Here is a 26339-nt window from a genome sequence, read left to right as displayed (position 1 = left end):
CCGGCGCGTCGGGGTCGAGGAAGCAGGATGGAGCGTATGCAAACGGCCGAGACCGCGGAGAGCGGCCTCGCTCAGATCGTCGAGGCGGCGCATTTCTCGGCGATCCGCACCGTCCGCACGGAGGCGGACGCGCTCCACAGCCTCGCCCGCGCCCTGGACGGCGAGCTGAGGGCGGGCTTTGCCGCCGCGGTCGCGGCCATCCACAACATCCCGGGCCGCGTCGTCGTCTCCGGCATCGGCAAGAGCGGCCACATCGCCCGCAAGATCGCCGCGACGCTCGCCTCGACCGGCACGCCGGCCGCCTTCATCCACCCCGCCGAGGCGAGCCACGGCGATCTCGGCATGATCACGCCGCAGGACATCGTCATCGCCCTGTCGTGGTCGGGCGAGACGGCCGAACTCGGCGACATCGTGAGCTTCGCCAAGCGCTTCGCCGTGACGCTGATCGCCCTCACGGCCAATCCGCAGAGCACGCTGGGGCTCGCCGCCGACATCCTGCTGCCGCTGCCCCTCGTCAAGGAAGCCTGCCCGCACAACCTCGCTCCGACCTCGTCGAGCGTGATGCAGCTCGCGCTCGGCGACGCGCTCGCCATCGCGCTCCTTGAGCGCCGCGGCTTCTCGGCGAACGACTTCAAGGTCTTCCATCCCGGCGGCAAGCTCGCGGCGCGGCTCAAGACCGTGGGCCAGCTCATGCATGTCGGGGACGAGATGCCCCTCGTGCCGCGCGGCATCCCGATGTCCGAGGCCCTGCTCGCCATCATGGGCAAGCGCTTCGGCTGCGCGGGCGTGGTCGATGCGGAGGGCCGGCTCGTCGGCATGATCACCAACGGCGACCTGCGCCGTCACATGGGCAGCGACCTCCTGCACCGCCCGGTCGACGCCATCATGACCACCTCGCCGATCACCGTCCCGCCGGGCGGCTTCGCGAGCGCCGCCCTCGAACTGATGAACCGGCGCGAGATCACCGCCATGTTCGTCGTCGAGGAGGACAGGCCGATCGGGATCCTGCACATTCACGACCTGCTCCAGGTCGGCGTCGCCTGAGATTTCTCACGCGAGCTGCCCCCGGTCGCGCTCGCCTCCGGACATCCTCGGTCTCCCGGGACCCTCCGGAACAGGGCCGACCCGCCGGCGTTGGGCCGCGAACAGGACCCGCGACGGAGAAGGCCCATGGCCGGAGAGAAGCCGCACGGCGACAAGACTCATGCCCAGCAACAGCGGATCATCGAGCACCGGGACGGCCCGAACGTGCCGGCCGGCGGCGGCGCCCGCATCCGCACCGATGCCGACCCGACCCGTCCTCCCAGCGCCCACCAGGAGAGCCGGGACCACAACAAGCACAACAACCCGGGCCAGGAAGGCCACCGGCCGCAGAAGCATGGGCCGGCCGAGGAGAAGCACTAGAGCGGACTCCGTTCAGGTTGGACCGTATGACGCATTGTCTGCGACGACCTGGGAGCTTCCTCGGAACACGCTCGAGGGTCCGCCAAGCGCTTCTCAAAGTGCCTGACGGACTTGGGCCCAGCCAGTGTGAGCCGATGGCGGAGGGTGGCGCATACCAAAGGCACGGCGCGCAACCTAAGCAGGTTTCGGAACAGTGCGTTGCGGTTTTCCGTCAAAAACCTGCGACACATCGAAAGCCTCTGCGGACGAAGCGGTGGCACGCCCCGCAAAGTCTGCTTAGAGGCCCTGCGGTAGCCGCACCGGTCAGGGGCCAGCCCCGATCCGCTGCGCGATCCCGCCGAGCAGCACCGCCCGTCCCTGGAGCATCAGGGCGGCATCGCGGATCAGGCCCGCCGCCCGCATCGCCGCCGCCCGGGCGCGGCCGGCCTCGAGGGCCGCCGCCACGGCCTCGGGCGGCAGCGGATCGACCGCGACCGTGACCGGGCGGGAGCCCAGATCGGAATCGGGATCGAGGCTGTCGGCCGGCGCGCGCCGGATGCCCGGATGGCCGGGCAGGTCGACCGCGTTGGCGATCAGCGTCGCGGCGGCGTCGGCGGCGGCCGCGTCGCGGGCGAGCACGGTGACCGAATCGGCGATGCCGAGAGAGAAGGAGCGGCCCTGCCATCCGGAGGTGGCGATCCCGCCGATCCCGTCCTCGTGGCCGATGATCACCTGCCCGTTCAGGGCCGGCATGGCACCGCGGGAGAAATCCCCCGCCACGCCCACCGCGATCGTCTCGCCCGCGGTGAGGTGAAGGGCGATGTCGCCGCCATCGTTGACGAAGGCCCGGTCGAGGGGAGCGTCCTCCAGCATCGCGGCCAGGAGTTCATCCGCGACCGCGCCCGCCACCGCCGCCATCGGCGTGAGGAAGTCCCGGTGCGGGCGGCAGGCCGCCAGCATCCGGCGGGCCACCGCGCCCTCGGCCTGCGGCCGCGCGCTCATGGGCTTGCGCAGCTCGGGCAGCTCCGCGACGAGTTCGCCGAGCACCGTCCGGAAGCGCGCGGTCACGGCCCGATAGGCTTCCGCCACTGCGGCCTCGGCCCCGTAGGCCCGCAGCACCACGTCGATCGGCCCATGCTGCAGGTGGAGCCGCCCGCCGGGCAGCGCCTGGACGATGGGCCCCTCCATGGCGGTCAGCCGAGCTTGGCGATGAGGCGGTTGAGTTCGGCCGCCTCCGCCGGGGTGAGGGGATCGAGGGTGCGGGCCGTGACCTCGGCGCCGCGGCTCTTCATGCCCTCGACCACCACCCTTCCCTCCTCGGTGAGCGCCAGGAGCACGAGGCGGGCATCGTCCGGGTCGGGGGTCGGGCGCACGAGGCCGCGGGCGGCGAGCCGGCGGGCCACCCCGTACATGGTGGCCGGGTCGATGCCGACCTGGCGCCCGAGCAGGTTCTGCGAGGTGGGCCCGAGATCGTGGAGCTTGGCCAGAACCGCGAACTGCACCGGCGTCACGGCGAAGTCGCGCATCACGGCCTCGAAGATCGCCGAGGCGCGCTGGTGCGCCCGGCGGATCAGGTAGCCGATCTGCTCCTCCAGCCGGTAGACCCGCACGGCCTCCGGGTCGATGCGGGGAGCCGCGACCCGGCGGCGGCGCTCGCTCACGGCGAGCCTCGCAGCGGCCACGGATTGCCGGGCCGCCAGGATTCGTGGCGGGCCTCGGGGCCGAGGTCGCGCAGGATGTCGGTCATCGCCACCACGTCGCCCATGTGGCCGCCGAGATCGGCGTAGAGGGCGCGCGGCAGGGTGAACTCGATCGGCGCCACGATCGCGGGCGTCGGGACCGAGCCGAAGGCGTTGCCGGGCAGGCGCGTGACATCCGCCATCACGGTGATGCCGCCGCCCGGCCAGACCGTGACGGGGGCGCCCCCCATGGTGACGCGGGTCTCGCCGGCCGCCACCGAGCGGGTGAGCCGCACCGGGTTCTCGGTCACGCCCGCCCGCAAGGACCCGCCCGCCCCCGCCATGAACAGCACGGTGCACAGCGACGGCTCGCAATTCTCGCCGATGCGCTCGACCACGGCCCGCACGGCGGGCGGCATCTCGGCCGGGACGGGGGTGAGGCTGTCGTCGAGGACGAGCCACAGGGCGTGCTCGCCTGTGGTCGAGGTCATCAGCAGGCGCAGCCCCGGCCAGGCTGTCTTGGGATCGATGGCCTGGATGATCGAGAGCGGGTCGGCGATGTCGGTGCCGCCCCAGCCGATGCCGGGATTGGCCACCTGGAAGTAGCGGCCCGGGGTCGAGCGGCGGCCCCGCACCCGGATGCCGGAGGGGCGCATGCCGAGCACGCGTCCGGCCTGGTGCTCAGTGAGGACCCCGGTGATGTGGTCGTCGACCACGATCACCTCGTCCGCGTGGCCGAGCCACTGGCGGGCGAAGATGCCGACCGTCGCCGAGCCGCAGCCGACGCGCATGCGCTGCTCGGGGATCCCGTCCACGATCGGCGCGCGGCCGGCCTGGACCACGACCTCGTGGCCGTCCTCGACGGCGAGCGTCACGGGCTCTCCGGAGCAGAGCGCGAGCAGCGTCTCGCAGGTGACGCTGCCCTCCTTCTTGGAGCCGCCCGTCAGGTGGCGCACGCCCCCGATCGACAGCATCTGCGAGCCGTATTCGGCCGTGGTGACGTGGCCGACCTCCTCGGCCCCGACGCGGATCGCGGCGCGCTCGGGCCCGAGATGGCGGTCGGTGTCGATCTTCACCTTGACGCCGCAATAGCTGAAGATGCCCTCGGTCACGACCGTGACCGTCTCCACTCCGGCATGCTCGCTCGCGACGATGAAGGGCGCGGGCTTGTAGTCCGGGTAGGTGGTGCCCGAGCCGATGCCGGTGACGAAGGTCCGCGCCGGATCGAGCGCACGCCCGTCCCAGGCGGCGGCCGTGAAGGGGACGAGCCTGCCCCCGGCATCGACCGTGTCGTGCAGGAGCACGACCGGATCGGTGCGCACGAGATGCCCGTCGCGGTTGGCGTAGCGCGCGCAGGCGCCCGAGCGCCCGGGCCGGATGCGGCAGAGCACCGGGCAGGCGTCGCAGCGCACGATTCCCTCGGCTTCCGCCGCGCCGAATTTCCCGGAGCGCGCTTCGGGGGAGAGAGGGGACGTGTCCTTCGTCATTCCGCCGCCTCCGTCCCGTGCAGCGCCGCGTGCAGCCGGTGGGGCAGAACCGGCACGCGGGTCAGCCGCGCCCCCGTGGCGTGGCGGATGCCGGACAGGATCGCCGGGGCGGTGGCGACCAGGGCGGGCTCGCCGACGCCCTTGGCGCCGTAGGGGCCCTCCGGGTCCGGATCCTCGATGATGCGCACGTCGATCTCCGGCACGTCGCCGGCCGTGGGGATCAGGTAGTCGTGCAGGTTCTCGGTGCGGCCGGGGATGAATTCCTCCATCAGCGCCAGCCCCAGTCCCTGCGCGATGCCGCCGTGGATCTGGCCCTCGACGAGGGTCGGGTTCACCGCCCGCCCGACATCGTGCGCGGCGACGATGCGCGTCACCCGCACGGTGGCCAGCACCGTATCGACCTCCACGGCCGCGACCTGGGCGGCGAAGCCGTAGGTGGCGTAGGGGATGCCCTGGCCGTCCGCGTCGAGGGCGGTGGTCGGCGGGTCGTACCAGCCCTCTCCGCTGAACACCGCGCCGGTCTCGTCCGGGGGCAGGCTCGACAGGTCGATGGTGCGGCTCGCCGGCCCGTCCGCAATGGTGAGGCGCGCGCCTTCGAGGGTCAGGCGCGCCTGCGGCCCGGCATTGGCGAGGGAGAGGATCCTGCGCCGCAGATCCTCCCCGGCCAGCCGCGCCGCATTGCCCGACACGAAGGTCTGGCGCGAGGCGGAGGTCTTTCCGGCGTCGCAGGTCAGGTCGGTGTCGCCGATCACCGAGCGGAACCGGTCGGGTCCCAGGCCCAGCGCGTCGGCGGCGATCTGCAGCAGCACCGTCGAGGAGCCCTGGCCGATATCGACCGCGCCGTTGAGGAAGGTGAGGGTGCCGTCGGGGCCGAGCACGATGCGCATCCGCGACGGGTTCGACATTGAGGTGTTGCCGCAGCCGTACCACATGCAGGCGAGGCCGACCCCGCGCCGGATCCGGGGGCTGCCGGCGTTGAACGCCTCCGCCTCCGCCGCCATCCGGAAGAAGTCGTCCCGCAGGGCGTCGAGGCATTCGGGCAGGCCCGCCGAGGCGTGCAGCACCTGCCCCGAGGCGGTGGTGTCCCCGGCTTCGAGCGCGTTGCGGCGCCGGATGGTCCAGCGGTCGATCCCGAGCATCCCGGCGAGGTCGTCGATCAGCGTCTCGGCCGCGATGGTGGCCTGGGGCACGCCGAAGCCCCGGAAGGCGCCGGCCGGCGTGTCGTTGGTGTAGACCGCCCGGGTGCGGTTGCGGACATGCGGCACCCGGTAGGGGCCGGGCGCGTGGACCGGCACGCGGTTGGCGACCGTCGGCCCCCAGGAGGCGTAGGCGCCGGTGTTGAAGTCGCCGTCGAGCTCGAAGGCGGTGAAGCGGCCCTGGCCGTCCGCCGATAGCCGCGCGCGGATCCGGGCCGGGTGACGCTTCGTCGTCGCGGCCATGCTCTCGGTGCGGGTGAAGATCATCCGCACCGGCCGGCGGGTGAGCCAGGCCGCCACCGCCAGGATCGGCTGGAGCGAGACGTCGAGCTTGCCGCCGAAGCCGCCGCCGCAGGCGGTGGGCACGATCCGCACCGCCGCGAGCGGCAGCCCGAGGACGCGGGCGACGTCCTCCTGGTCCATCACCGGCGCCTGGGTGCAGGCCGTGACCTCGATCCGGTCGCCGACGCGGCGGGCGAAGCCTGCTTCGGGCTCGACATAGGCGTGCTCCACGAAGGCGGTCTCGAAGGCGCCGGAGGCCGTGGCGGCCCCGGCCGCGTGGCCCGCCGCCACGTCGCCGCGCGTCAGCCGGCCCCGGGTCAGCACGTTGTCGGGCACGCCCGCATGGATCGGCGGCGCGCCCGGCGCGAGCGCCGCCTCGAGTCCCGAGAGGGCGGGCAGCACCTCGTAGATGAGCGGCAAGTCGGCATCGGGAAAACCCTCCACGGCCGCGCGGGTCCCCACCAGCGCCGCGACGGGATCGCCCCGCATCCGCACCAGCCCGTCGGCCAGCACCGGCTGATCCTTGATGTGGGGGAAGACGCCGAAGGAATTCGCGCCCGGGATGTCGCGGGCGGTGAGAATGCGCGTGAGCCCCGGGTGGCGGGCGAGCACGGGGCCGAGATCGCCGATCGTGAAGCGGGCCGCGGCATGCGGCGAGCGCACGAGGCGCAGCCAGAGGGCATCCTCCGGCTGGTGGTCGGCGCCGAAGCGGTCGCGTCCCTCGACCTTCGCCCGGCCGTCGATGCGGGCCATGCGGGTGCCGACCGCGGCGCCGGGCTCCGGCACCGGCAGGACTGCGTCGGCGCCGCGCGCCACGTCCATGATCGCGTCCACGATCTTCACGTAGCCGGTGCAGCGGCAGAGCACGCCGCCGACCGCGTCCTCGACGGCGCGGCGGTCGGCTTGCGGGTTGCGCCGCAGGCCGTCGGCGGCAGCGAGGATCATGGCGGGCGTGCAGATGCCGCACTGCGCCGCCCCATGGGCCAGGAAGGCCTCGCGCAGGCGGTCGATCAAGCCGGAGGGATCGGCGCCCTCGATGGTGGTGACGGCGCGCCCCTCCGCCTGCCCGGTCGGCACCAGGCAGGCGCAGACCTGCTCGCCATCGAGGAGCACCGTGCAGGCGCCGCAATCGCCCGCCTCGCAGCCGACCTTGGTGCCGGTGAGGTGCAGGCGCTCGCGCAGCGTGTCGGCGAGGCTCGCGAAGGGCGGCGCCTCGACCCGGTGGGCGACGCCGTTGACGAGGAGCGTGACGTCCCGGGTCATCAGGCGGCCCTCCGGTCGGATGTCCGGCTCAGGGCCGCGAGCCCGTCCGCCACCAGCGCGCGGGCCGCCGCCATCCGGTAGGCGGCGCTCGCCCGCACGTCGTCGATGGGCGCGAGTCCCGCGAGGTGATGCGCGGCCACGAGGCCGGGCGCCTCGGCGAGGGGTTGCCCGGCAAGCTCCGCTTCGAGGGCGGCGAGGCGCCGCGCCACGGCCGCACAGGCCCCGACCGCGATGCGGGCGTCGCGGATCCGCCCGGCCGGATCGGTCTCGACCGCGAAGGCCACCATGGCGATCGAGATCACGAGGTAGCGCCGCGCCCCGAGTTTTTCGAAATGGCCGCGGCCGGGACGCTTCGGGATCCGGATCGCCGTGACGAGGTCGTGGGGTCCGGCGGCGGTGGCGCGGTAGCCGGTGAAGAAATCCGCGGCGGCGATCGCGCGGCCCGAGACCTCGAAGGCGGCGTCGAGGGCGAGCAGGTTCGGGATGCCGTCGCCGGCCGGCGAGGCCGTGCAGGCATTGCCGACGAGGGTGCCGCGGTTCTGGATCTGCACCCCGCCGACGGCGCGCCCGGCCGCCTTCAGCCCGTCGAGGAGCGGCGGCAGGTCGGCCCGGATCAGGTCGGTCCAGGTCGCGAGCGCGCCGATGCGCCAGTGATCACCCTCGTCCGCGATGCCGCGCAGCTCCGCGATGCCGGAGATGTCGAGGATGTCGGCCTGGGCCGGATCGCCCCAGGCCCGGCGGGCCGAAGCGGCCGGATAGAGGTCGGTGCCGCCGGCGAGCACCGTGACGGCGTGCTCGCGACGGATCGCGAGGGCGTCCGCGAGGGTGGTGGGACGGAAGTAGCGCATCACCCGCGCCTCCCCCACAGCGCTGCGGCTTCCTCGGCCGTGTAGTAGCCCCGCGCCACGTCCCGCTCGACGAGCGCCGGGTCGCGCTCCGCCGGGTCGCCGTAGCCGCCGCCGCCCGGGGTCATGATCTCGACCCGGTCGCCGGCCCGGATGGCGATGTTCTGGTCCTTCGACAGATGCGGCGGGGTGAACACCGCCCCGCCGCGGTGGATGCGCACCACGTTCGGGGCCCCGTCGCGGCCGCCGCGCACGCCGGGCGGGCCGAAACGGCCGTGATCCATCACGAAGGAGGCGCGGGCCTCGCCCCGCAGCAGCTCGACCTCGTAATGGACCCCGAAGCCGCCCCGGTGGGGCGCCCGCGCCCCCGGAGCCCTCCCGCAGGGCGAAGCGGCGGAACAGCACCGGATAATACTGCTCCATCACCTCGACGGGGGCGGTCTTCGAGATGCCGATGGTCGAGCAGCCGTTCGACAGCCCGTCGTGATCGGCGTTGCCGCCATAGCCCCCGCCGGTGATCTGGTACATGACGTAGGCGGCGTTCTTCTCCGGGTCGAAGCCGCCCAGCGCGAAATTGCCGGAGGTGCCGGCGGGCGCGGCCGTGACCCGGTCGGGGATCGCCTGGACGAGGGCGAGGAACACGGCCTCGGCGATGCGCTGGCTCACCTCCGCGGCGCAGCCCGAGACCGGCCGCGGGTAGCGGGCGTCGAGGAAGGTGCCCTCGGGCCGCCGGATCACCAGCGGCTCGAAGGTGCCGGCATTGATCGGCACGTCCGGGAAGACGTGCTTCACCGCCAGATAGACGGACGAGCAGGTGGTGGCGACGACCGAGTTCATCGGCCCGCGGCAGGGGGGCGAGGAGCCCGCGAAGTCGAAGGTGAGGGTGTCGCCCGCCTTGGTGACGGTGAGCGCGATGCGCAGGGGCTCGTCCACCACGCCGTCCGAATCGACGAAGGCCTCGCTGCGATAGGTGCCGTCCGGGATCTGGCGGATCTCGGCCCGCATCCGCTCGGCCGAGCGGGCGCGGATCTCCGCAATGGCCTCGTCGAGGGTGGCGCGGCCGAACTTGGCGAGGAGTTCCATGAGCCGGCTCTCGCCGACTGCGAGCGCCGCGCCCTGCGCCTTGATGTCCCCGATGCGCTGATCCGCGACCCGGATGTTCGAGCAGATGATGGAAAAGATCTCCTGGTCCATCGCGCCGCGCTTGAACAGCTTGACCGGCGGCAGGCGCAGGCCCTCCTGTTCCACCTCTGTCGCATGGGCCGAGAAGCCGCCCGGCACCGCGCCGCCGATATCGGGCCAGTGGCCGGTGTTCTGGAGCCAGCAGAACAGCTCGCCCTCGACGAAGACGGGGCGCACGAAGCGCACGTCCATCAGGTGCGTGCCGCCGAGATACGGATCGTTGACGATGTAGACGTCGCCGGGTTCGGGCGCCCCCACCCGCCCTTCCCGGATCAGCCGGATCAGCTCGCCCGTCGAGTGCTGCATCGTGCCGACGAAGACCGGCAGCCCGTACTCGCCCTGGGCGATGAGCGCCCCGGTGTCGCGGTCGTAGATGCCGTCCGAGCGGTCGTCGGCCTCGGCGATCACCGGCGAGAAGGCCGAGCGCGAGAAGGCGACGTCCATCTCGTTGCAGACCTGCTGCAGCCCGGCCTGGATCACCGCGAGGGTGAGGGGATCGATGGCGCTCATACGCGGATCCTCAGGTTGCCGATCGGATCGATGGTGGCGACGGCGCCCGGCTCGATCACCGTGGTGGCGTCGACCTGCTGGATCACGGCCGGGCCGGTGATGCGGGCGCCCTCGGGCAGCCGCTCGCGCGCATAGATTGCGGCCTCGTGCCAGCGCCCCTCGGCGTGGAGGGGGCGGCTGCCGAGCCGCGCGCCCGCGAGATCGGTGCGGGCGGCGGGGTCGAGCAGGGCGCCGAGCGGGAAGGCGCGGCGGCGGCCGATCACCGATGTGACGAGGTTGACCACGACGGCGCGGATCTCCGGCAGCCGCACCTGGAAGCGCCGGAAATAGGCGGCCTCGAACAGGTCCTGCAGGCCGGCGCGGCTCATCTCAGCGGCCGGCAGGGTGACGCGGATCAGGTGCGTCTGCCCGCGGAACTGCATGTCGGCGCCGTAGGTCACCGTGACGGCGTCGATCTCGGCCCGCTCCGCCTCGATGACCGCGCGCGCCTCCGCTTCCTGCGCCTCCAGGACGGCGCGCAGCTCCGCCATGTCGAGCCCGTCGAGGGGCCGGTTCAGCGTCCTGACCCGGTCCTGGCGCAGATCCGCCACGAGGCAGCCGAGCGCGTTGGTGAGGCCCGGCCGCGCCGGCACCAGCACCTCCGGGATGCCGAGTTCGCGCGCCAGCGCCACCGCGTGGAGCGGCCCCGCGCCCCCGAAGGCGAAGAGCACGAAGTCGCGCGGGTCGTAGCCCCGCGAGAGCGAGACCATGCGGATCGCGCCCGACATGTGCACGGTGCCGAGGCGGATCACCGCCGCGGCGGCCTCCTCGACGGTGAGGCCGAGCGGCCCGGCGAGGTCGCGGTCGAAGGCGGCGCGGATCGCCGCGAGGGAGACGCGCTCGCGCACGGCGGTGAGCCGCTCGGGGTCGAGGCGCCCGAGGACGAGGTTGGCGTCCGTGACGGTGGGACGGGTGCCGCCGCGGCCATAGCCGATCGGGCCGGGCTCGGAGCCGGCGCTCTCGGGGCCGACCTGCAGCATCCCGGCCCGGTTGACCGAGGCGATCGAGCCGCCGCCGGCCCCGACCGTGTGCACGTCCACCATCGGCAGATGGATCGGCAGCCCGTAGGCGAGGGTCAGCTCCGCCGAGACCTCCGGCACGCCGCCCGCGATCAGCGCCACGTCCGTGGAGGTGCCGCCCATGTCGTACGTGATGGCGTTGGACAGGCCCGTCTGCGCGAGCGTCGCGGCGGCCGCCATGACGCCCGAGGCCGGCCCCGACATCACGGTCTTGGCCGCGGCCTCGACCACGCGGCCCGCGGGCACCGTGCCGCCATTGCCGTTCATGACGAGGAGGTCGCGCGCGAAGCCCGCCGCCGCGAGATCGTCCTGCAGCCGGCGCAGGTAGCGGTCGAGGATCGGCTGGACGGCGGCGTTGACCGAAGCGGTGGTGCCCCGCTCGTATTCGCGGAACTCCGAGAGGAGCGCGTGGCCGAGCGTCACGTAGGAATTGGGCCAGATCTCGCGGGCGATCTCGCCCGCCCGCAGCTCGTGGGCCGGGTTCGCGTAGGCGTGCAGGAAGTGGATGACCAGGGCCTCGCAGCCCTCCGCCAGGAGCGCCCGCACGGCTTCGCGCACCCCCTCCTCGTCGAGGGGCGTGTGCACCCGCCCGTCCGCCATCACGCGCTCGCTCACCTCGCGGCGCAGGTCGCGGGGGATCAGCGGCTCGAAGCTGCCGAACAGCCCGTAGGGCCTGGGCCGCGTGCGCCGCCCGAGTTCGAGCACATCGCGGAACCCCCGCGTGGTGACGAGGCCGACCCGGGCGGTCTTGCGCTCCAGCACGGCGTTGGTGGTGGCGGTGGTGCCGTGGATGACGAGGTCGAGCCCGGCGGGCGCGATGCCCGCGGCCTCGATCGCCGCGAGCACGCCCCCGGCCTGGTTGCGCGTGGTGGTCGGCACCTTGGCGAGGCGCACCCGGAGGGGGCCGCCGGGCTCGGCCTCGGTGAGGAGGAGGTCCGTGAAGGTGCCCCCGACGTCGATGCCCGCCACGCGTCTCATCGGGCGGCTCCCGACGACAGAACCCGGCACCGCGAATGGCGCGGGATCCCCTCTCCCGTGCGGGAGAGGGGTAGGCGATCGAAGATCGCGCGTGAGGGTCCCGGACTGTGCCGCCATATGGCTGAGACGGCGGTGCTGGTAGCGGCACGGTTCAGGATACTTGCTGAAGCCTGAGGTCCCTCACCCCTGCCCCTCTCCCGCACGGGAGAGGGGTTCTGCATCGTGCGTCCTGCGCGTCCTGCGCTCGTCCTGTGAGCCGCCATCCCGCACCCCGATCGTTCGTCTACGAACGGATCGGCGGCGCGCCGATCCGCGGCCCTGCCCCTCACACCGTGAGATACGCCTCCCGCACCGCCTCGTTCGCCTCCAGCTCCGCCATCGTGCCCTCGAAGCGGATGGCCCCCTTCTCGATGATGGTGGCCCGGTCGCAGACGGCCGCCGCGAAGCCGAGATTCTGCTCGGAGAGGAGCACCGCGATGCCCTCCTGCTTCATGCGCAGCACCGCCTCCGCCATCTGCTCGACGATGACGGGGGCGAGCCCCTCGGACGGTTCGTCGAGGAGCACCGCGTGCGGGTTGCCCATCAGCGTGCGGGCGATGGTGAGCATCTGCTGCTCGCCGCCCGACATCGCCGAAGCGCGCCGCCCGCGCATCTCGGCGAGGTTGGGGAAGATCGAGAACAGGCGGTCGTAGCTCCAGGGCGCGCGCCCGTCGGTCGGGCTCTTGCGGCCGACCTCCAGGTTCTCGAAGACCGTGAGGTCGGTGAAGATGCGCCGCTCCTCCGGCACGTAGCCGAGGCCTGCCCTGGCGATGCGGAAGGGCTCCCAGCCGGTCACGGTCCGGCCCTCGAAGGCGACACTGCCGCCGGTGGGCACCAGCATCCCCATGATGGCCTTGAGGGTGGTCGACTTGCCGGCGCCGTTGCGGCCCATCAGCGCCGCTACCTCGCCGCGCTTCAGGGTCAGGCTCACGCCGAACAGCACCTCGGCCTGCCCGTAGGCGGCGCGCAAGGACGCGACGTCGAGGAGCGCGCCCATCAGGCCACCGCCTTCCGGCGCGCGCGCAGGGCCGCCGCCGCGCCCGCCTCGCCAAGATAGACCTGGCGGACCTGCGCATCCGCCCGCACCGCTTCGGGAGGACCGGACGCGATGATCTCGCCACGCACCAGCACCAGCACCCGGTCGGCATGGCCGAACACCGCGTCCATGTCGTGCTCGGTGTACAGAACCCCGATGCCCTGGCTGCGGGCGACCCGGGCGGTGAGCGCCATCAGCCCGCCGCGTTCGCGCGGCGCCATGCCGGCGGTGGGCTCGTCCATCAGCAGGAGCTTCGGGCGCGAGGCGAGCGCCACCGCGAGCTCGACCCGCTTGACGTCGCCGTAGGCGAGTTCGGCCACGGGCCGGTCGGCCTCGGCGCGCAGGCCCACCTCCCCGAGGAGTTCCAGCGCCTCGTCGCGGTAGAGGCGGCGCGTGTCGGTAAACAGCGAGCGGCTGCGGCCATGCCGGGAGACGAGCGCCATCTGGACGTTCTCGGCGACGCTCATCGACACGAAGGCCTGGGCGACCTGGAAGGTGCGCCCGACCCCGGCCCGCCAGATCGCCCGGGCGGGCAGGCCGGTGATTGGCCGGCCCGCCAGGGTCACGCTGCCGGAATCGGGCTTCAGCTGCCCGCCCACCATGTTGAAGGTGGTGGACTTGCCGGCCCCGTTCGGGCCGATGATGGCCAGCATCTCGCCGGCCGCGAGCGTGAAGGACACGTCCCTGGCGGCGGCGACGCCGCCGAAGCGCTTGGTCAGACGGTCGACGACGAGGAGCGTCATGCGGAGGCCCCCGCGGGTTCGGGGACGCGCCTGCGGCTGCGCAGGGCTTCGGCCGCGCCCGCAAGCCCGCGCGGGAAGATCAGCACCGTCGCAATGATGGCAAGCCCGAGCAGCAGCCGCCAATAGGCGGTGAGCGGCATCACCGCGTCCTTGAGGGCGTGGAAGAAGCCCGCGCCGACGAGCGGCCCCATCACGGTCCGGATGCCGCCGACGAGCACCATGACCAGGAAGTCGATCGAGAGCGGGATCGCCGCCAGCGTCGGGTCGATCGAGCCCTTCTGGAAGGCGTAGAGCCCGCCGGCCAGGCCCGCCGCCGCCCCCGCCAGCGTGAAGCCGAGCCAGCGATGGGTGCGCACGTCGAGGCCGATCGCCTCGGCCCGGGTGGCGGAATCGCGCGCGGCCCGCAGGGTGTAGCCGAAGGGCGCCATGATGACGTGGCGCAGGAGCGCGATGGCCGACAGCGTCAGCGCCGCCACGAGATAGAAATAGACGGTCCGGTCGGCCGCCCAGGCCGAGGGCCAGACCCCGACGATGCCGTTGTCGCCCCCCGTGACCTCCACCCACTGGAAGCCGATCGCGTACACGATCTGCGCGAAGGCGAGAGTCAGCATCGCCAGGTAGATTCCGGAGAGCCGCACGATGAAGAAGCCGAACAGCGCCGCGCCGGCGGCGCCGGCGAGCGGGGCGGCCAGCAGCGCCGGTTCCATCGGCAGCCTGAGCGGCCCGGTGACGAGGAGGCCGGCCGCGTAGGCACCGAGGCCGAAATAGGCGGCGTGCCCGAAGGAGACGAGGCCGCCGACGCCGATGAGGAATTGCAGCGAGAAGGCCGCGAGCGCGAAGACCAGGATCTCGGTCGCGACCTTCACCAGATAGGCGTCGCCGAGGAGCGGGACGCAGAGCACCAGTGCCGCCGCGAGGGCGACCAGGGCCGCCTCGGCGGGCCGGAAGCGGCGCAGCCGCAGAATCCCCTCAGGAGGCCGCACCGCGCCCGAGGCGGCATCCGGCCGTCCGAGCAGCCCCCAGGGCTTGACCACCAGCACCACCGCCATGAGGGCGAAGACGAGGACCAGGGTCGCCTTGGGCAGGACCAGGATCCCGAAGGCTTGCAGCTCGCCGATCAGCAGGGCGGCCAGGAAGGCGCCGGGCACCGAGCCCATGCCGCCGATCACCGTGACCACGAAGGCGTCCGTGATGACGCTGAGGTCCATGTGCGGATTGGCCGGCACGCGGGGGATCTGCAGCGCGCCGCCGAGCCCGGCGAGGCAGGCGCCGAGGAACAGCGTCAGGGTGAAGAGCCGCGCCTGGTTCACGCCGAGCGCGCCGACCATCTCGCGATCCTGCGTCGCCGCGCGGATCAGGATGCCGAAGCGGGTCCTGCGCATCAGGAGCCAGAGCAGGACGAGCACCGCCGGGCCGATGCCGATCAGCACGAGGTCGTAGGCGGGAAAGCGCTGGCCCAGGATCTCGACGCCGTGACGCAGCGAGGGCGCGCGCGGCCCCGCGAGATCGACCGGTCCCCAGATCGCCAGCACCAGATCCTCGACGATCAGGACGACGCCGAAGGTGGCGAGCAGCTGGAACAGCTCGGGCACCCGATAGAGGCGCCGCAGCAGCAGCATCTCGACGGCGACGCCGATCAGCCCGACGAGGAGCGCCGAGAGCCCGACGCCGAGGAAGAAGGCCCAGGGGGAGTAGCTGAGGTCGAGAAGGCGCGGGACGAGCGACACCGCCAGGTAGGCCCCGAGCATGTAGAAGGAGCCATGGGCGAAGTTCACGATGCGGGTGACGCCGAACACGATGGTGAGCCCCGACGCGATCACGAACAGCGACGCGGCGCTGGCGAGGCCGGACAGGGCTTGCAGGACGAGGAAGGAGGGGTCCATGCGGTCTCGTCTCGGTGCCTTCAGCGGGGTCCGGGCAGGCTTCGGACGGTGGGCCCGGCACTCTTCAAACGTGATCCGGCGGCTGATTGGTCCCCAGCATGAGGGCCGCGGCGTCTTCCAGCAGCCGGCACCTCCATCGTCGGAGGCTCCGGCTCACGCCTTGCGGGCGGCCTTCACCTCCGCTTCCGGGAACATGTAGTCGGCGCCGTCCGCGTAGCGGGCGTTGCGCATCGTGCCCCTGCGGCCGTCGAGGGCCGTCTCGCCGATCCAGGCGCCGAGCGTCGACTGATGGTCGAGGGCGCGCATGGTGACCTTGCCGGCGATGGTCTCGGAGGTGAGCCCTTCGAGGGCGGCGATCATCGCCTCGGTCTCGGTGGACTTCGCCGTCTCGAGCAGGTCGCGGATCATGTGCACCACCACGTAGCCGAGAAGCGAGCCGAGCCGCGGCGTGTCGTTGAAGCGGGCCCGGTAGGCCGCCACGAAGGCCTTGTGGCCGGGCGTGTCGATGCTCTCCCACGGATAACCGGTGGTGATCCAGCCCTCGGGCGTCTCGTCGCCCAGCGGGATCATGTATTCCGGCTCGCCGGTGAGCAGGCTCGCGACAATCCGCTTCTCGAACAGGCCGCGGGTGTTGCCCTCGCGCACGAAGGCCGTGAGGTCGGCGGCGAACAGCACGTTGAACAGCCCGTCCGCCTTGGCCTGCGCCAGGGCGCCGACGGTGGCGCCCGCATCGATCTTGCCGAGGGCCGGGAACTGCTCGGCCACCACCTCGAAACCCGGCACCGCGGCCGCCATCAGCCGCTTGAAATTCGCCGCCGCCGACTGGCCGTATTCGTAGTTCGGCGCGACGATCGCCCAGCGCTTGATGCCGCGACCCTTCACGGCCTCGACCAGCATCTTCGTCTGCATGTAGGTGTTGGGCCGCACCCGGAAGGTGTAGCGGTTGCCGCTGCCCATGGTGAGCGCGTCGGTGAGCGGCTCGGTCGCCAGGAACAGCACCTTGCGCTGGTTGGCGAGATCCGCCACCGCGAGGCCCACGTTCGACAGGAAGGTGCCGCACAGGAAGGCGACATTCTCGCGGGTGAGCAGCTCCTCGGCCACCCGCACCGCGTCGCCCGGCGTCGAGCCGTCGTCGCGGAAGACGAGCTCGATCGGGCGCCCGCCGAGCGCCTTGATGCCGCCGGCCTTGTTGATGCTGTCCTCAGCGAGCTGCATGGCGTTGCGGTAGGGACCCGCGAAGGCCGCCATGCGCCCGTAGGAGTTCAGTTCGCCGATCCGCACCGGCCCGTCCGCCGCTCGCGCGGCCCGCACGACGAAGGGGGCCGCGGCAAGCCCGCCGACCACGGCACGGCGGGAGAGCGGGGGGTGGCTCATGACACGAATCTCCAGCGTCCACAGGCGCGGGGCCGAGTATCGGGCGTTTTTCCGAGTCCCGGCAAGTCATTCGTATACGAACGATAACCGGGACGGGGATGAGCGCAAGAGGAGCCGGTGCTGAAAAGGCGGGCGGGGGTGTCGCGCGATTGGGCAGGACGGCGCCGGAGCATCGCCTTGCCGGATGGGCGAGGAGCCTGCATCGCTCGGGGAGAGCGCCGCGTCCCGGAACCGAAAGCCCCCGCGTTTCGGTTCTCCCGCATTGCCTTCGTTTCGATGCTCACCTAATTTCGCTTTGCGCGTGAAACGAAAGGGCCCGGGAGCCCGCGGAGGATCCGGGAGCCCGCGAAGGAGGCGCTCCGTGAGCCTGCGGCGCGAGCAGCCCGGCCTCTACGACCTCGCCATCATCGGCGGCGGCATCAATGGCTGCGGCATCGCCCGCGACGCGGCCGGCCGGGGCGCCTCGGTGGTGCTGTTCGAGCAGAACGACCTCGCCAGCGGCACCTCGTCCGCCTCCACCAAGCTGATCCATGGCGGCCTGCGCTATCTGGAGCGTGCCGAGTTCCGACTCGTGCGCGAGGCGCTGAGGGAACGCGAGGTGCTGTGGGCGAACGCGCCCCACATCGTCTGGCCGCTGCGCTTCGTGCTGCCCCACGGGCCAGGCCTGAGCCCGGCGTCGGGCCTGCGCCCGGCCTGGCTCCTGCGCCTCGGGCTCTTGCTCTACGATCATCTCGGCGGTCGCAAGCGCCTGCCCGGCACGTACAGCCTCGACCTCGCGCGCGACGAGGCCGGCGCCCCGCTCAAGCCCGGCTTCCGCCGGGCCTTCGAGTATTCGGATTGCTGGGTGGAGGATTCGCGCCTCGTCGTGCTGAACGCGCGCGATGCCGCCGCGCGCGGGGCGGCGATCCGGACCCGCACCCGAGTGGTGGCGGCGAACCGCCTTGCCGATCGCTGGGAGCTGACCGTCGAGGCGGCGGGACGGCGCGAGACCGTGCAGGCGCGCGCGCTCGTCAACGCGGCCGGCCCCTGGGTGGCGCAGGTGCTCACGGGCGTGGTGCGGGCGAAGGCGGCGGCGGGCGTGCGCCTCGTCCAGGGCAGCCACATCGTGGTGCGCCGGATCTTCCGGCACGACCGGGCCTACATCTTCCAGAACGCAGACGGCCGGATCGTCTTCGCGATCCCCTACGAGCGCGACTTCACGCTGATCGGCACCACCGACCGCGACTACCACGGCGACCCGGCCGAGGTGGCGGCGAGCGAGGAGGAGATCGCCTATCTGTGCGCCGCCGCGAGCGCGTATTTTCGCGAGGCCGTCCGGCGCGAGGACGTGGTCTGGACCTATTCGGGCGTGCGCCCCCTCTACGACGACGGCGCGACGAAGGCCCAGGAGGCGACCCGCGACTACGTGCTCGCCCTCGATGCCGGCCCCGGGCGCGCGGCCCTGCTCTCGGTGTTCGGCGGCAAGATCACCACCTACCGGCGGCTGGCCGAATCCGCCCTGGAGCACCTGCGCGACCACGTGGCCGCCGCCCGCGCGCCGGCCTGGACGGGGCAAGCCCGGCTGCCGGGGGGCGACTTCCCGGCGACGGGCTTCGAGCCCCTGGTGGCGGCGATCCGGCGCGAATACCCCTTCGTCGAGGCCGGGCTCGCCGCCCGGCTGGTGCGGGCCTACGGCACCGATGCGCGGGAGATCCTGGCGGGCGCCCGCAGCCCGGCGGATCTCGGCCGGGTGTTCGGGGCCGATCTCACCGAGCGCGAGGTGCGCTACCTGATGCGGCGGGAATGGGCGATGCGGGCCGAGGACGTGCTGTGGCGCCGCTCGAAGCTCGGCCTGCGGCTCGAGGCGGCGCAGGCCGCCGCGCTCGACGCGTTCATGCGCGAGGATGCCGTGGCGTCCTCGGCCGCCTGAGACGGGGAGGCGGGTCTCGCGCGGGCGCCTATCTTCGGGCGGGCGACCGGCGGGATCCGCGCCATCCTCCCCGCCGGTTGAGCATCCAGGGAGCTGGCCCGTGACGCGCCTCATCCTCGCCATCGACCAGGGCACCACCTCCACCCGCGCCCTGCTGTTTCGCCCCGACACCCGGATCGCGGCGCTCGCGCAGGCCGAGTTCCCGCAGCATTTCCCCGCCTCGGGCTGGGTCGAGCACGAGCCGGAGGATCTCTGGCGCAGCACCCTCGACACCTGCCGGGCGGCCCTGAGACAGGCCGGCGCCGGGGCCCGCGAGGTCGCGGCCATCGGCATCACCAACCAGCGCGAGACGACGTTGATCTGGGACCGCCGCACCGGCGAGGCGGTGCACCGCGCCATCGTCTGGCAGGACCGGCGCACCGCCGGCCTCTGCGCCCGCCTGAAGGAGCAGGGCCACGAGCCGCTGGTGAGCGAGCGGACCGGGCTCCTCCTCGACCCCTACTTCGCCGGCACCAAGATCGCCTGGATCCTCGACCAGGTGCCGGGCGCACGGGCCCGCGCGGACGCGGGCGAACTCGCCTTCGGCACGGTCGACAGCTACCTTCTGTGGCGCCTCACCGGCGGGCGGGTCCACGTCACCGACGCCACCAACGCCTCGCGCACCCTCCTGTTCGACATCCACCGCGGCGCCTGGGACGACGACCTCCTGCGCCTCTTCGACATCCCCCGCAGCCTCCTGCCGGAGGTGCGCGATTCCTCGGGAGATTTCGGCACCACGGATCCCGACCTGTTCGGAGCCCCGATCCCGATCCGCGGCGTGGCCGGCGACCAGCAGGCGGCCACGGTGGGCCAGGCCTGCTTCCGGCCCGGCATGGTCAAGTCGACCTACGGCACCGGCTGCTTCGCGCTGCTCAATACCGGCCCGCAGCCCGTCGCCTCGCGGAACAAGCTCCTCACCACCATCGCCTACCAGCTCGGCGGCGAACGCACCTACGCCCTCGAAGGCTCGATCTTCGTGGCCGGAGCCGCGGTGCAGTGGCTGCGCGACGGCCTCGGCGTGGTGGCCTCCGCGGCCGAGACCGGCGACCTCGCCGAGCGGGCCGACCCCGCCCAGGAGGTCTACCTCGTCCCGGCCTTCGTGGGCCTCGGGGCGCCCTATTGGGAGCCTGATGTGCGCGGCGCGCTCTACGGGCTCACCCGCGGGACCCGGCCGGCGGAACTCGCCCGCGCCGCCCTGGAAAGCGTCTGCTACCAGACCGCGGATCTCCTCGCCGCCATGCGGGCCGACTGGCCGGACGGCGACGGAAGCGGGACGGTACTGCGGGTCGATGGCGGCATGGTCGCGTCGGACTGGACCATGCAGCGCCTCGCCGATCTCCTCGCCGCCCCGGTCGACCGGCCGGAGGTGAAGGAGACGACGGCGCTCGGCGCCGCCTACTTGGCGGGGCTGGCCTGCGGCCTCTATCCGGAGCCCGAGCGCTTCGCCGATCACTGGCGCCTGGAGCGCCGGTTCACGCCCGCCATGGATGGGCCGGTGCGCGAGCGCAAGCTCGCCGGCTGGCGCAAGGCGGTGGGCTGCCTACTGGGCCGGCCAGTGCCGTTGCCCTGACGGGAGCTGCGCCGCAGCCTGTCAGGACGGCCGCGACGAGGGCAGTCTCACGCGGGATCTCGGCGTCCCGCCCCGTCCTCCGACCCCGCGCGGGTCGGCGCCAGCGACGCCGCGACCTCCTGCACCGCCTCCCAGGCGATCTCGACGTCCCGCCAGGTCGTCGTGGTCTGGCCGATCTGGAAGCGGATGACGAAGCGGCCGTCGTGACGGGTCTGGGTGAGGTAGGTGCGCCCGTCGTCGTTGATCCGCGCGACGAGGCGCTCGTTGAGGGCATCAAGGTCGCCCGCCCCGGCCGGCGCGTACCGGAAGGTGAAGAGCGACAGGATCGGCCCGGTCACGAGCTCGAAGTCGGGATGCGCCGCGACCCGCTCCGCCAGCGCCCGCGCCCAGGCCACGTGCCGGCGGATCATGTCCCGCAGCCCCTCGACCCCGTAGGAGCGGATCACGAACCACAGCTTCAGGGCGCGGAAGCGCCGGCCGAGGGGGATCGACCACTCATTGTAGTCGACCACGCCCTCGCGCTCGAGGGTGCGCAGGAAGGGCGGGCGCAGGCCGAGCGTGTCGGTCAGCGCCCGCGGATCCTTCACGAAATGGGCCGAGCAATCGAAATGCGTGAACAGCCACTTGTGCGGGTTGAACACGAGGCTGTCGGCCTGCTCCGCCCCCCGCATCAGGTCGCGGAACTCGGGGCAGATCATGGCGCTGCCCGCCCAGGCGGCGTCGACATGGAGATAGACCCCGTGGCGCGCGGCGACCGCCGCGACGGCCTCGAGCGGATCGCAGGCGCCGATGCTGGTTCCGCCCAGGCACGCCACCACGGCGGCGGGCAGGAGGCCGGCCGCCTGGTCGGCGCGGATCGCCGCGTCGAGCGCCGCCGGGTCCATGCCGAAGAGCGGGCCGGTAACCGGGATGCGCACGAGGTTCGCGTCGCCGATGCCGGCGATCCGCACCGCCTTGTCGATCGAGGAATGGACCTGCGCCGAGGCGTAGACCCGCACGGGTCGCTGCCCCGCCAAGCCTTCCCGGTTGCCCGCGAAGGCCAGCGCCCGCTCGCGGGCGGTGAGGAGGGCGGCGAGCGTCGCCCCCGATGCGGAATCCTGGATCACGCCGGCGAAGTCCGGCCCGAGCCCGATCATGTCCCGCAGCCAGTCGGTGACGCGGCTCTCGAGCTCGGTCGCGGCCGGCGAGGTCTGCCAGAGCATGCATTGCGCCGCGAGCGCCGCGGTGACGAACTCCGCCACCACCGAGGGCGGGCTGGCATTGGCCGGGAAATAGGCGAAGAAGCGCGGGTGCTGCCAATGCGTCATGCCCGGCAGGATGAGACGGTCGAGATCGGCGAAGATCGCCTCCATCGGCTCGCCCGCGGCCGGCGGCGCGGCCGGGATCTGCCGGAAGACCTCGCCGGGGCCGACCTGCGCCCGCACCGGGCGCTCGGCGACGCCCGCGAGATAGTCGACCGACCAGTCGGCCGCCCGGTGCGCCCAGGCGCGGAAGCTGTCCTCGTCCATGCCGCCCTCCCTGTCCGGGGCCGGCTTGTAGCAGGGATCGGCGCGGGACGGGCGCCCACCCGGGACGCCTCAGGGCGTGCGCAGGCGTACAGCGGGCTCGCCCGCGATGATGCCCATGGTCAGGGGGTTGAAGCTCGTGAGGCGCCGGTAGTCGAGGGGCGCGCCCGGCGCCCCCTCCCCGGCGGAGGCGATCGCCTCGGTGCCCGCCACCTCGATCCGCGTGCGGGCGAGCCCCTCGGCCTGGACGAGCTGGAAGAGGGTGCGGGCATTGGCCGGGGCGAGCCGGATGCAGCCATGCGAGGCTGGTGTGCCGAGCCGGCCGACCGCCCGGCTGCCGTGGATCGCGTGCCCGGCATCGGTGAAGAAGATCGAGAAGGGCATGGGCGCGTCGTCCCATTCCCGGGAAAAGTGCTCGCGCACCAGCCGGGAGGGGGTGAACGTGCCGGCGGGCGTCGCGTAGCCGGAAGCCCCGGTCGAGACCGGCCACGCGTAGCGCTCCTTGCCGTCGACGGACACCGTCATGCGCTGCGCGGCCTTGTCGACGGAGACGAGCACGTCGGCCGCTGCACGGCCGGGCCCCGCCAGCATCAGGAGCGCGACGGCCAGGGACACTTTGCCTCTCATCGTCCGATTCCCTCCCTCGCGCTGCCTGCGCGGCATCCCCGTCATGATGACGGCTGGACACGGCCAAGGTTCCCGCGCGGGGCAGGCCGATCGAAGGCCGGGCCCCCCGGCGCCGCCTCCGACCATCGTCCGGCTTTGTCGCCTCCCGGCCCCTGTGCTGTGACTCGCCCGTCCCGCCAGACGAGTATCGCAATGGCGGACAGGAGGCGAGTTGCAGTGCAGCAAAGCGCGAACCTTCGTTCGATCGAAGCCGCCGCATGACTTCTATGCAGGGCACCCGGCTGCCCCGTGATCGCTGCGGCGTAGCCCCCGGTCTTGATGCGACCGATTGACAGGGACGGGTTCTTCGGCCCACACTCATTCTGGTATACCGTCGACCTGTGACGGTGATGCGAGGGGCGGCCCGGATTCGGCGTCCCCGCACGGGTCGCGTCGCTCAAGCGGACGGAGAGCCGCAGCGCCGCGGTGTCACGACTTCAACAAGAACGACCAGGAGAGACGCCCATGTCAGGGACAGTTGATGCGGTAAGGGGGAGCCGCTGGCTCCAGCTCACCTTCGGGGTGATCTGCATGTGCATGATCGCCAACATGCAGTATGGCTGGACCTTCTTCGTTAATCCGATGCAGGAGCGGCACGGCTGGGAGCGCGCGGCGATCCAGGTCGCCTTCACGCTGTTCGTCGTGACCGAGACGTGGCTGGTGCCGATCGAGGGCTGGTTCGTGGACAAGTACGGTCCGCGGATCGTCACGCTGGTGGGCGGCGCCCTCTGCGCGCTCGCCTGGGTGATCAACTCCTACGCGACCTCGCTCACGGTCCTGTACATCGCCGCCGCGATCGGCGGCACCGGGGCGGGCGCCGTGTACGGCACCTGCGTGGGCAACTCGCTCAAGTGGTTCCCCGACCGCCGCGGGCTTGCCGCCGGCATCACCGCCATGGGCTTCGGCGCCGGCTCGGCCCTCACGGTCGTGCCGATCCAGTGGATGATCAAGACCCACGGCTACGAGTCGGCCTTCTTCTCCTTCGGCATCGGGCAGGGCCTGATCGTCTGCCTGCTCGCCCTCTTCCTCGTCGCTCCCCACAAGGGCGAGGTGCCGGAGGTGGCCCGCGTCAGCCTGAGCCGTCGCGACTACACGCCCGGCGAGATGGTGCGCACCCCGATCTTCTGGGTGATGTACGCGATGTTCGTGATGATGGCGGCGGGCGGCCTGATGGCAACGGCGCAGCTCGGCCCCATCGCCAAGGACTTCAAGATCGCCGAGGTGCCGGTCAGCCTGCTCGGCGTCACCCTGCCGGCGCTCACCTTCGCGGCGACCCTCGACCGGGTGCTCAACGGCGTGACGCGGCCGTTCTTCGGCTGGGTCTCCGACCATATCGGGCGCGAGAACACGATGTTCCTGTCCTTCGCGATCGAGGGGCTGGGCATCTACGCGCTCAGCGTGTTCGGCAGTGATCCCTTCGCCTTCGTGATGCTGACCGGTCTCGTGTTCTTCGCCTGGGGCGAGATCTACTCGCTGTTCCCCGCCACCTGCGGCGACACCTTCGGCACCAAGTACGCGGCGACCAATGCGGGCCTGCTCTACACCGCGAAGGGCACCGCGGCCCTGATCGTGCCCTATACGAGCCTGCTCACCACCTGGACCGGGAGCTGGCACGCGGTCTTCATCGCGGCGGCGGCGCTCAACATCCTGGCGGCGCTGATGGCCCTGTTCGTCCTCAAGCCGATGCGCGCGGCCTACACCAAGCCCGCCGCCGTGCTGACCCCCGCCCCGGCCGCCTGAGGCCCGTCGGGTTCGCGACGACTGCGAGGGCGGCGCCGGTCCTGACCGGCGCCGCCCATTTTTTGCGTTGCACCCATGAAGCGACACGCTCTATCAGTCGAATTCAGAAAAACATCCGCAGGACTTCTGAGATCGACAGAATTATTATCGGTGCGGTGCGGGATTGGCCTGCTATCATGCTCCTGCACAACAGGCCATGACCTCGGCAAGAGGCCGGCCGTTCCGGGAGGAACGCATGATGGAAAAATACCTCTCCGTTCTTAACTGTCCGGTTGCCGGGGAGGGCGAGGACGAGGTGTCGACCTCAAGCCGCACGCTCTGCCCGTCGCTCGGCATCACGCCCGGGCTGCTCACCCGCCACCTGCGCGTGCGCGACGGCAACCTCCTGTGCGTCTGCATCTGGGACAGCCACGATGCCTGCGACGCCTTCTTCGATGCGGACTGGCACGCCCGGGCAGCCGCCCTCTGGGACGAGAGCTATGATCTGCGGATCACCGGCTGCGACGAGGCGAGCGCCGCTTAGTCCCTCGCACCGGAACGGATCGGAGCGCGCCGCCTTCGGGCGGCGCGCTTTTTTCATGCCCAGCTGGTCGGCTGAGCCATGCGCCAGCGGAATGTCTCGGTTGTGGTGTCTGGTATACCAAGTTGCGCCGCAACACGGCATATCTCGCATCGCACCATCACTGCTGGAGCCTTCCGATGATCGTCTCTGCCACCGCCTTCCTCGCCGCCCTCGTCGGCATCCAGGCGATCCTCGTCGTCAAGCTCGCCGACCGGCTGAGCGGCGCGCCCGGCCGGGTCGGCGGGCAGCGTCCCGCCGCCGCGGCGAACGGCCGCTACGTCGGTATCGCCTAACCATCTGCCTCTCTGGCCGCGGGCCGGGCGCGATCCGGCCCGCAGCGGAGATTCGGACAAAAGTCCAAGTTGCCGCGCATTCGTCGCAAGATCTGCCCGAACGGCACCGGCCTCCGATACTGTCGCACGCGCCCAATCGCTGTGAACAGCCGCGCTGCCCGCAGGGACAGGGCACGGTTTCGCTGGCATACCATCCCCGCCTGTTTTATGAGAGGCTATGACGTCCTGACCGAGGGTCCGGGCGCGAGGGGCCGGTGGCATGGGGAGCCGGCCGCGGGAAGCGTCAGGTGCAGCCGATGGCAAGCGACAAAAGTTTCGCCGTGAGACCGATCGTGACGAATTCGAGCCTGCGCACTCTGGCGTACGAGGCTCTGAAATCGGCCATCACGAACATGGACATCTACAGCAGCGACGAGGAGATCCGCCTCGACGAGCGCAAGCTCTCGCAGGATCTCGGCGTCAGCCGCACGCCCGTCCGCGAGGCGCTGACCGTGCTGGAGCAGGAGGGCTTCGTCCGCTCCGAGCCGCGGCGCGGCGTCTTCATCGTCAAGAAGACGAAGAAGGAAATCATCGGGATGATCCATGCCTGGGCCGGGCTGGAGAGCATGGCGGCGCGCCTTGCCTGCAGCCGCGCCTCGGACGCGGATCTGCGCGCGCTGCGCACGACCTTCCCGGAGTTCTTCCTCGACGCTCCGGCCGAGCACATGACCGAGTATTCGGACGCCAACATCCGCTTCCACCAGACCATCATCTCGCTCGGGCGCTGCGAGGTGATCGAGGGGCTGGCGAGCAACCTCCTCATCCACGTGCGCGGCATCCGCAACATCGCGCTGACGCAGGGCGACCGGGCCAAGACCTCGATCCAGGAGCATGTCCGCATCATCGCGGCGCTCGAGGATCGCGACGCGCCGCTCGCCGAGCGCCTCGTGCGCGACCATGCTCTCGGCCTCGCCGAGCATGTGGACCGCTACGGCGATTTCCTGGCCTGAGCGGTTTTTCGGCCTGAGCCTCGAGGCCGGCAGCGGGGAATCTCTCGATCGGGACCGCTCAGCAGGGTGGGGCGGAGCCGCCCCACCGAGCTTGGATTCCTTTGATTCCGCATCATTTTTATCGCCGA

General features: G+C 72.0%; 20 protein-coding genes and 1 pseudogene. 8 read left to right on the top strand and 13 right to left on the bottom strand.

Annotation, left to right across the window (positions count from 1 at the left end):
- The first annotated feature begins 27 nt into the window (after positions 1-27).
- Both MNOD_RS06050 and MNOD_RS06045 read left to right on the top strand, forming a co-directional pair.
- Entirely contained in the window at positions 28-1044 is a 1017-nt protein-coding gene (locus MNOD_RS06050) for a KpsF/GutQ family sugar-phosphate isomerase (protein ID WP_015927949.1), read from the top strand.
- A gap of 126 nt (positions 1045-1170) precedes the next feature.
- Positions 1171-1404 (top strand): hypothetical protein, encoded by a 234-nt coding sequence (locus MNOD_RS06045; protein WP_015927948.1) that lies wholly within the window; start codon positions 1171-1173, stop codon positions 1402-1404.
- 303 nt (positions 1405-1707) lie between these two features.
- Here MNOD_RS06045 and MNOD_RS06040 read toward each other — a convergent pair whose 3' ends face one another.
- The 11 genes and pseudogenes from MNOD_RS06040 to MNOD_RS05990 all read right to left on the bottom strand — a co-directional run bounded on the left by MNOD_RS06040 (position 1708) and on the right by MNOD_RS05990 (position 16938).
- Positions 1708-2571, bottom strand: coding sequence for a UPF0280 family protein (locus tag MNOD_RS06040; RefSeq protein WP_015927947.1), 864 nt, complete (start codon positions 2569-2571; stop codon positions 1708-1710).
- A gap of 5 nt (positions 2572-2576) precedes the next feature.
- Complete coding sequence (locus MNOD_RS06035) at positions 2577-3044, bottom strand: MarR family winged helix-turn-helix transcriptional regulator (RefSeq protein WP_015927946.1); 468 nt, start codon at positions 3042-3044, stop codon at positions 2577-2579.
- Positions 3041-4549: a hypothetical protein gene (locus MNOD_RS06030; protein ID WP_015927945.1), complete on the bottom strand. Its 1509-nt coding sequence runs from the start codon at positions 4547-4549 to the stop codon at positions 3041-3043. The genes MNOD_RS06035 and MNOD_RS06030 overlap by 4 nt, the downstream gene beginning before the upstream one ends.
- Positions 4546-7290, bottom strand: coding sequence for a molybdopterin-dependent oxidoreductase (locus MNOD_RS06025; RefSeq protein ID WP_015927944.1), 2745 nt, complete (start codon positions 7288-7290; stop codon positions 4546-4548). The genes MNOD_RS06030 and MNOD_RS06025 overlap by 4 nt, the downstream gene beginning before the upstream one ends.
- Complete coding sequence (locus MNOD_RS06020) at positions 7290-8138, bottom strand: FAD binding domain-containing protein (protein ID WP_083786661.1); 849 nt, start codon at positions 8136-8138, stop codon at positions 7290-7292. The genes MNOD_RS06025 and MNOD_RS06020 overlap by 1 nt, the downstream gene beginning before the upstream one ends.
- A pseudogene (locus tag MNOD_RS06015) lies at positions 8138-9827 on the bottom strand (hydantoinase B/oxoprolinase family protein). The gene MNOD_RS06020 and the pseudogene MNOD_RS06015 overlap by 1 nt, the downstream one beginning before the upstream one ends.
- On the bottom strand, positions 9824-11863 hold the full coding sequence (locus MNOD_RS06010; protein ID WP_015927942.1) for a hydantoinase/oxoprolinase family protein: 2040 nt from the start codon (positions 11861-11863) through the stop codon (positions 9824-9826). The pseudogene MNOD_RS06015 and the gene MNOD_RS06010 overlap by 4 nt, the downstream one beginning before the upstream one ends.
- 325 nt (positions 11864-12188) lie before the next feature.
- Entirely contained in the window at positions 12189-12899 is a 711-nt protein-coding gene (locus MNOD_RS06005) for an ABC transporter ATP-binding protein (protein ID WP_015927941.1), read from the bottom strand.
- The gene (locus MNOD_RS06000; RefSeq protein ID WP_015927940.1) at positions 12899-13681 is read right to left on the bottom strand and encodes an ABC transporter ATP-binding protein; all 783 of its coding nucleotides are present in this window, start codon (positions 13679-13681) and stop codon (positions 12899-12901) included. Before MNOD_RS06000 ends, MNOD_RS06005 begins: the two co-directional genes overlap by 1 nt.
- Positions 13678-15564 (bottom strand): ABC transporter permease, encoded by a 1887-nt coding sequence (locus MNOD_RS05995; RefSeq protein WP_015927939.1) that lies wholly within the window; start codon positions 15562-15564, stop codon positions 13678-13680. The genes MNOD_RS06000 and MNOD_RS05995 overlap by 4 nt, the downstream gene beginning before the upstream one ends.
- Before the next feature lie 153 nt (positions 15565-15717).
- Positions 15718-16938, bottom strand: a complete 1221-nt coding sequence (locus MNOD_RS05990) for an ABC transporter substrate-binding protein (RefSeq protein WP_015927938.1) — start codon at positions 16936-16938, stop codon at positions 15718-15720.
- 361 nt (positions 16939-17299) lie between these two features.
- On the opposite strand from MNOD_RS05990, the gene glpD reads away from it, so the two are divergent.
- Positions 17300-18847: a glycerol-3-phosphate dehydrogenase gene (gene glpD / locus MNOD_RS05985; RefSeq protein ID WP_015927937.1), complete on the top strand. Its 1548-nt coding sequence runs from the start codon at positions 17300-17302 to the stop codon at positions 18845-18847.
- Between the two features lie 100 nt (positions 18848-18947).
- Positions 18948-20456, top strand: coding sequence for a glycerol kinase GlpK (gene glpK / locus MNOD_RS05980; protein ID WP_015927936.1), 1509 nt, complete (start codon positions 18948-18950; stop codon positions 20454-20456).
- Positions 20457-20503: 47 nt separating this feature from the next.
- Here glpK and MNOD_RS05975 read toward each other — a convergent pair whose 3' ends face one another.
- A complete protein-coding gene (locus MNOD_RS05975; protein WP_015927935.1) occupies positions 20504-21964 on the bottom strand; it encodes a pyridoxal phosphate-dependent decarboxylase family protein in 1461 nt (486 codons plus the stop codon).
- Positions 21965-22033: 69 nt separating this feature from the next.
- Complete coding sequence (locus MNOD_RS05970) at positions 22034-22588, bottom strand: L,D-transpeptidase (protein ID WP_015927934.1); 555 nt, start codon at positions 22586-22588, stop codon at positions 22034-22036.
- A gap of 504 nt (positions 22589-23092) precedes the next feature.
- Here MNOD_RS05970 and oxlT point away from each other — a divergent pair.
- The 4 genes from oxlT (at position 23093) to MNOD_RS05955 (ending at position 26211) form a co-directional block, all read left to right on the top strand.
- Positions 23093-24367, top strand: coding sequence for an oxalate/formate MFS antiporter (gene oxlT / locus MNOD_RS05965; protein ID WP_015927933.1), 1275 nt, complete (start codon positions 23093-23095; stop codon positions 24365-24367).
- Between the two features lie 235 nt (positions 24368-24602).
- Positions 24603-24890, top strand: coding sequence for a hypothetical protein (locus MNOD_RS05960; RefSeq protein WP_015927932.1), 288 nt, complete (start codon positions 24603-24605; stop codon positions 24888-24890).
- A gap of 176 nt (positions 24891-25066) precedes the next feature.
- On the top strand, positions 25067-25222 hold the full coding sequence (locus MNOD_RS47930) for a hypothetical protein (RefSeq protein WP_015927931.1): 156 nt from the start codon (positions 25067-25069) through the stop codon (positions 25220-25222).
- 296 nt (positions 25223-25518) lie between these two features.
- Positions 25519-26211 (top strand): GntR family transcriptional regulator, encoded by a 693-nt coding sequence (locus MNOD_RS05955; RefSeq protein WP_015927930.1) that lies wholly within the window; start codon positions 25519-25521, stop codon positions 26209-26211.
- Positions 26212-26339: the final 128 nt, after the last annotated feature.

It is taken from the genome of Methylobacterium nodulans ORS 2060 (genome assembly GCF_000022085.1).
Taxonomy (GTDB): domain Bacteria; phylum Pseudomonadota; class Alphaproteobacteria; order Rhizobiales; family Beijerinckiaceae; genus Methylobacterium; species Methylobacterium nodulans.
Note: the sequence above shows the minus strand (reverse complement) of the source record. Positions and strands in the feature narration are given on the sequence as shown.

Coding starts and splice junctions, on each gene's coding strand:
- MNOD_RS06050 (WP_015927949.1), top strand. CDS start 28: ATGGAGCGTATGCAAACGGCCGAGACCGCGGAGAGCGGCCTCGCTCAG.
- MNOD_RS06045 (WP_015927948.1), top strand. CDS start 1,171: ATGGCCGGAGAGAAGCCGCACGGCGACAAGACTCATGCCCAGCAACAG.
- MNOD_RS06040 (WP_015927947.1), bottom strand. CDS start 2,571: ATGGAGGGGCCCATCGTCCAGGCGCTGCCCGGCGGGCGGCTCCACCTG.
- MNOD_RS06030 (WP_015927945.1), bottom strand. CDS start 4,549: ATGACGAAGGACACGTCCCCTCTCTCCCCCGAAGCGCGCTCCGGGAAA.
- MNOD_RS06025 (WP_015927944.1), bottom strand. CDS start 7,290: ATGACCCGGGACGTCACGCTCCTCGTCAACGGCGTCGCCCACCGGGTC.
- MNOD_RS06020 (WP_083786661.1), bottom strand. CDS start 8,138: ATGCGCTACTTCCGTCCCACCACCCTCGCGGACGCCCTCGCGATCCGT.
- MNOD_RS06010 (WP_015927942.1), bottom strand. CDS start 11,863: ATGAGACGCGTGGCGGGCATCGACGTCGGGGGCACCTTCACGGACCTC.
- MNOD_RS06005 (WP_015927941.1), bottom strand. CDS start 12,899: ATGGGCGCGCTCCTCGACGTCGCGTCCTTGCGCGCCGCCTACGGGCAG.
- MNOD_RS06000 (WP_015927940.1), bottom strand. CDS start 13,681: ATGACGCTCCTCGTCGTCGACCGTCTGACCAAGCGCTTCGGCGGCGTC.
- MNOD_RS05995 (WP_015927939.1), bottom strand. CDS start 15,564: ATGGACCCCTCCTTCCTCGTCCTGCAAGCCCTGTCCGGCCTCGCCAGC.
- MNOD_RS05990 (WP_015927938.1), bottom strand. CDS start 16,938: ATGAGCCACCCCCCGCTCTCCCGCCGTGCCGTGGTCGGCGGGCTTGCC.
- MNOD_RS05975 (WP_015927935.1), bottom strand. CDS start 21,964: ATGGACGAGGACAGCTTCCGCGCCTGGGCGCACCGGGCGGCCGACTGG.
- MNOD_RS05970 (WP_015927934.1), bottom strand. CDS start 22,588: ATGAGAGGCAAAGTGTCCCTGGCCGTCGCGCTCCTGATGCTGGCGGGG.
- oxlT (WP_015927933.1), top strand. CDS start 23,093: ATGTCAGGGACAGTTGATGCGGTAAGGGGGAGCCGCTGGCTCCAGCTC.
- MNOD_RS05960 (WP_015927932.1), top strand. CDS start 24,603: ATGATGGAAAAATACCTCTCCGTTCTTAACTGTCCGGTTGCCGGGGAG.
- MNOD_RS47930 (WP_015927931.1), top strand. CDS start 25,067: ATGATCGTCTCTGCCACCGCCTTCCTCGCCGCCCTCGTCGGCATCCAG.
- MNOD_RS05955 (WP_015927930.1), top strand. CDS start 25,519: ATGGCAAGCGACAAAAGTTTCGCCGTGAGACCGATCGTGACGAATTCG.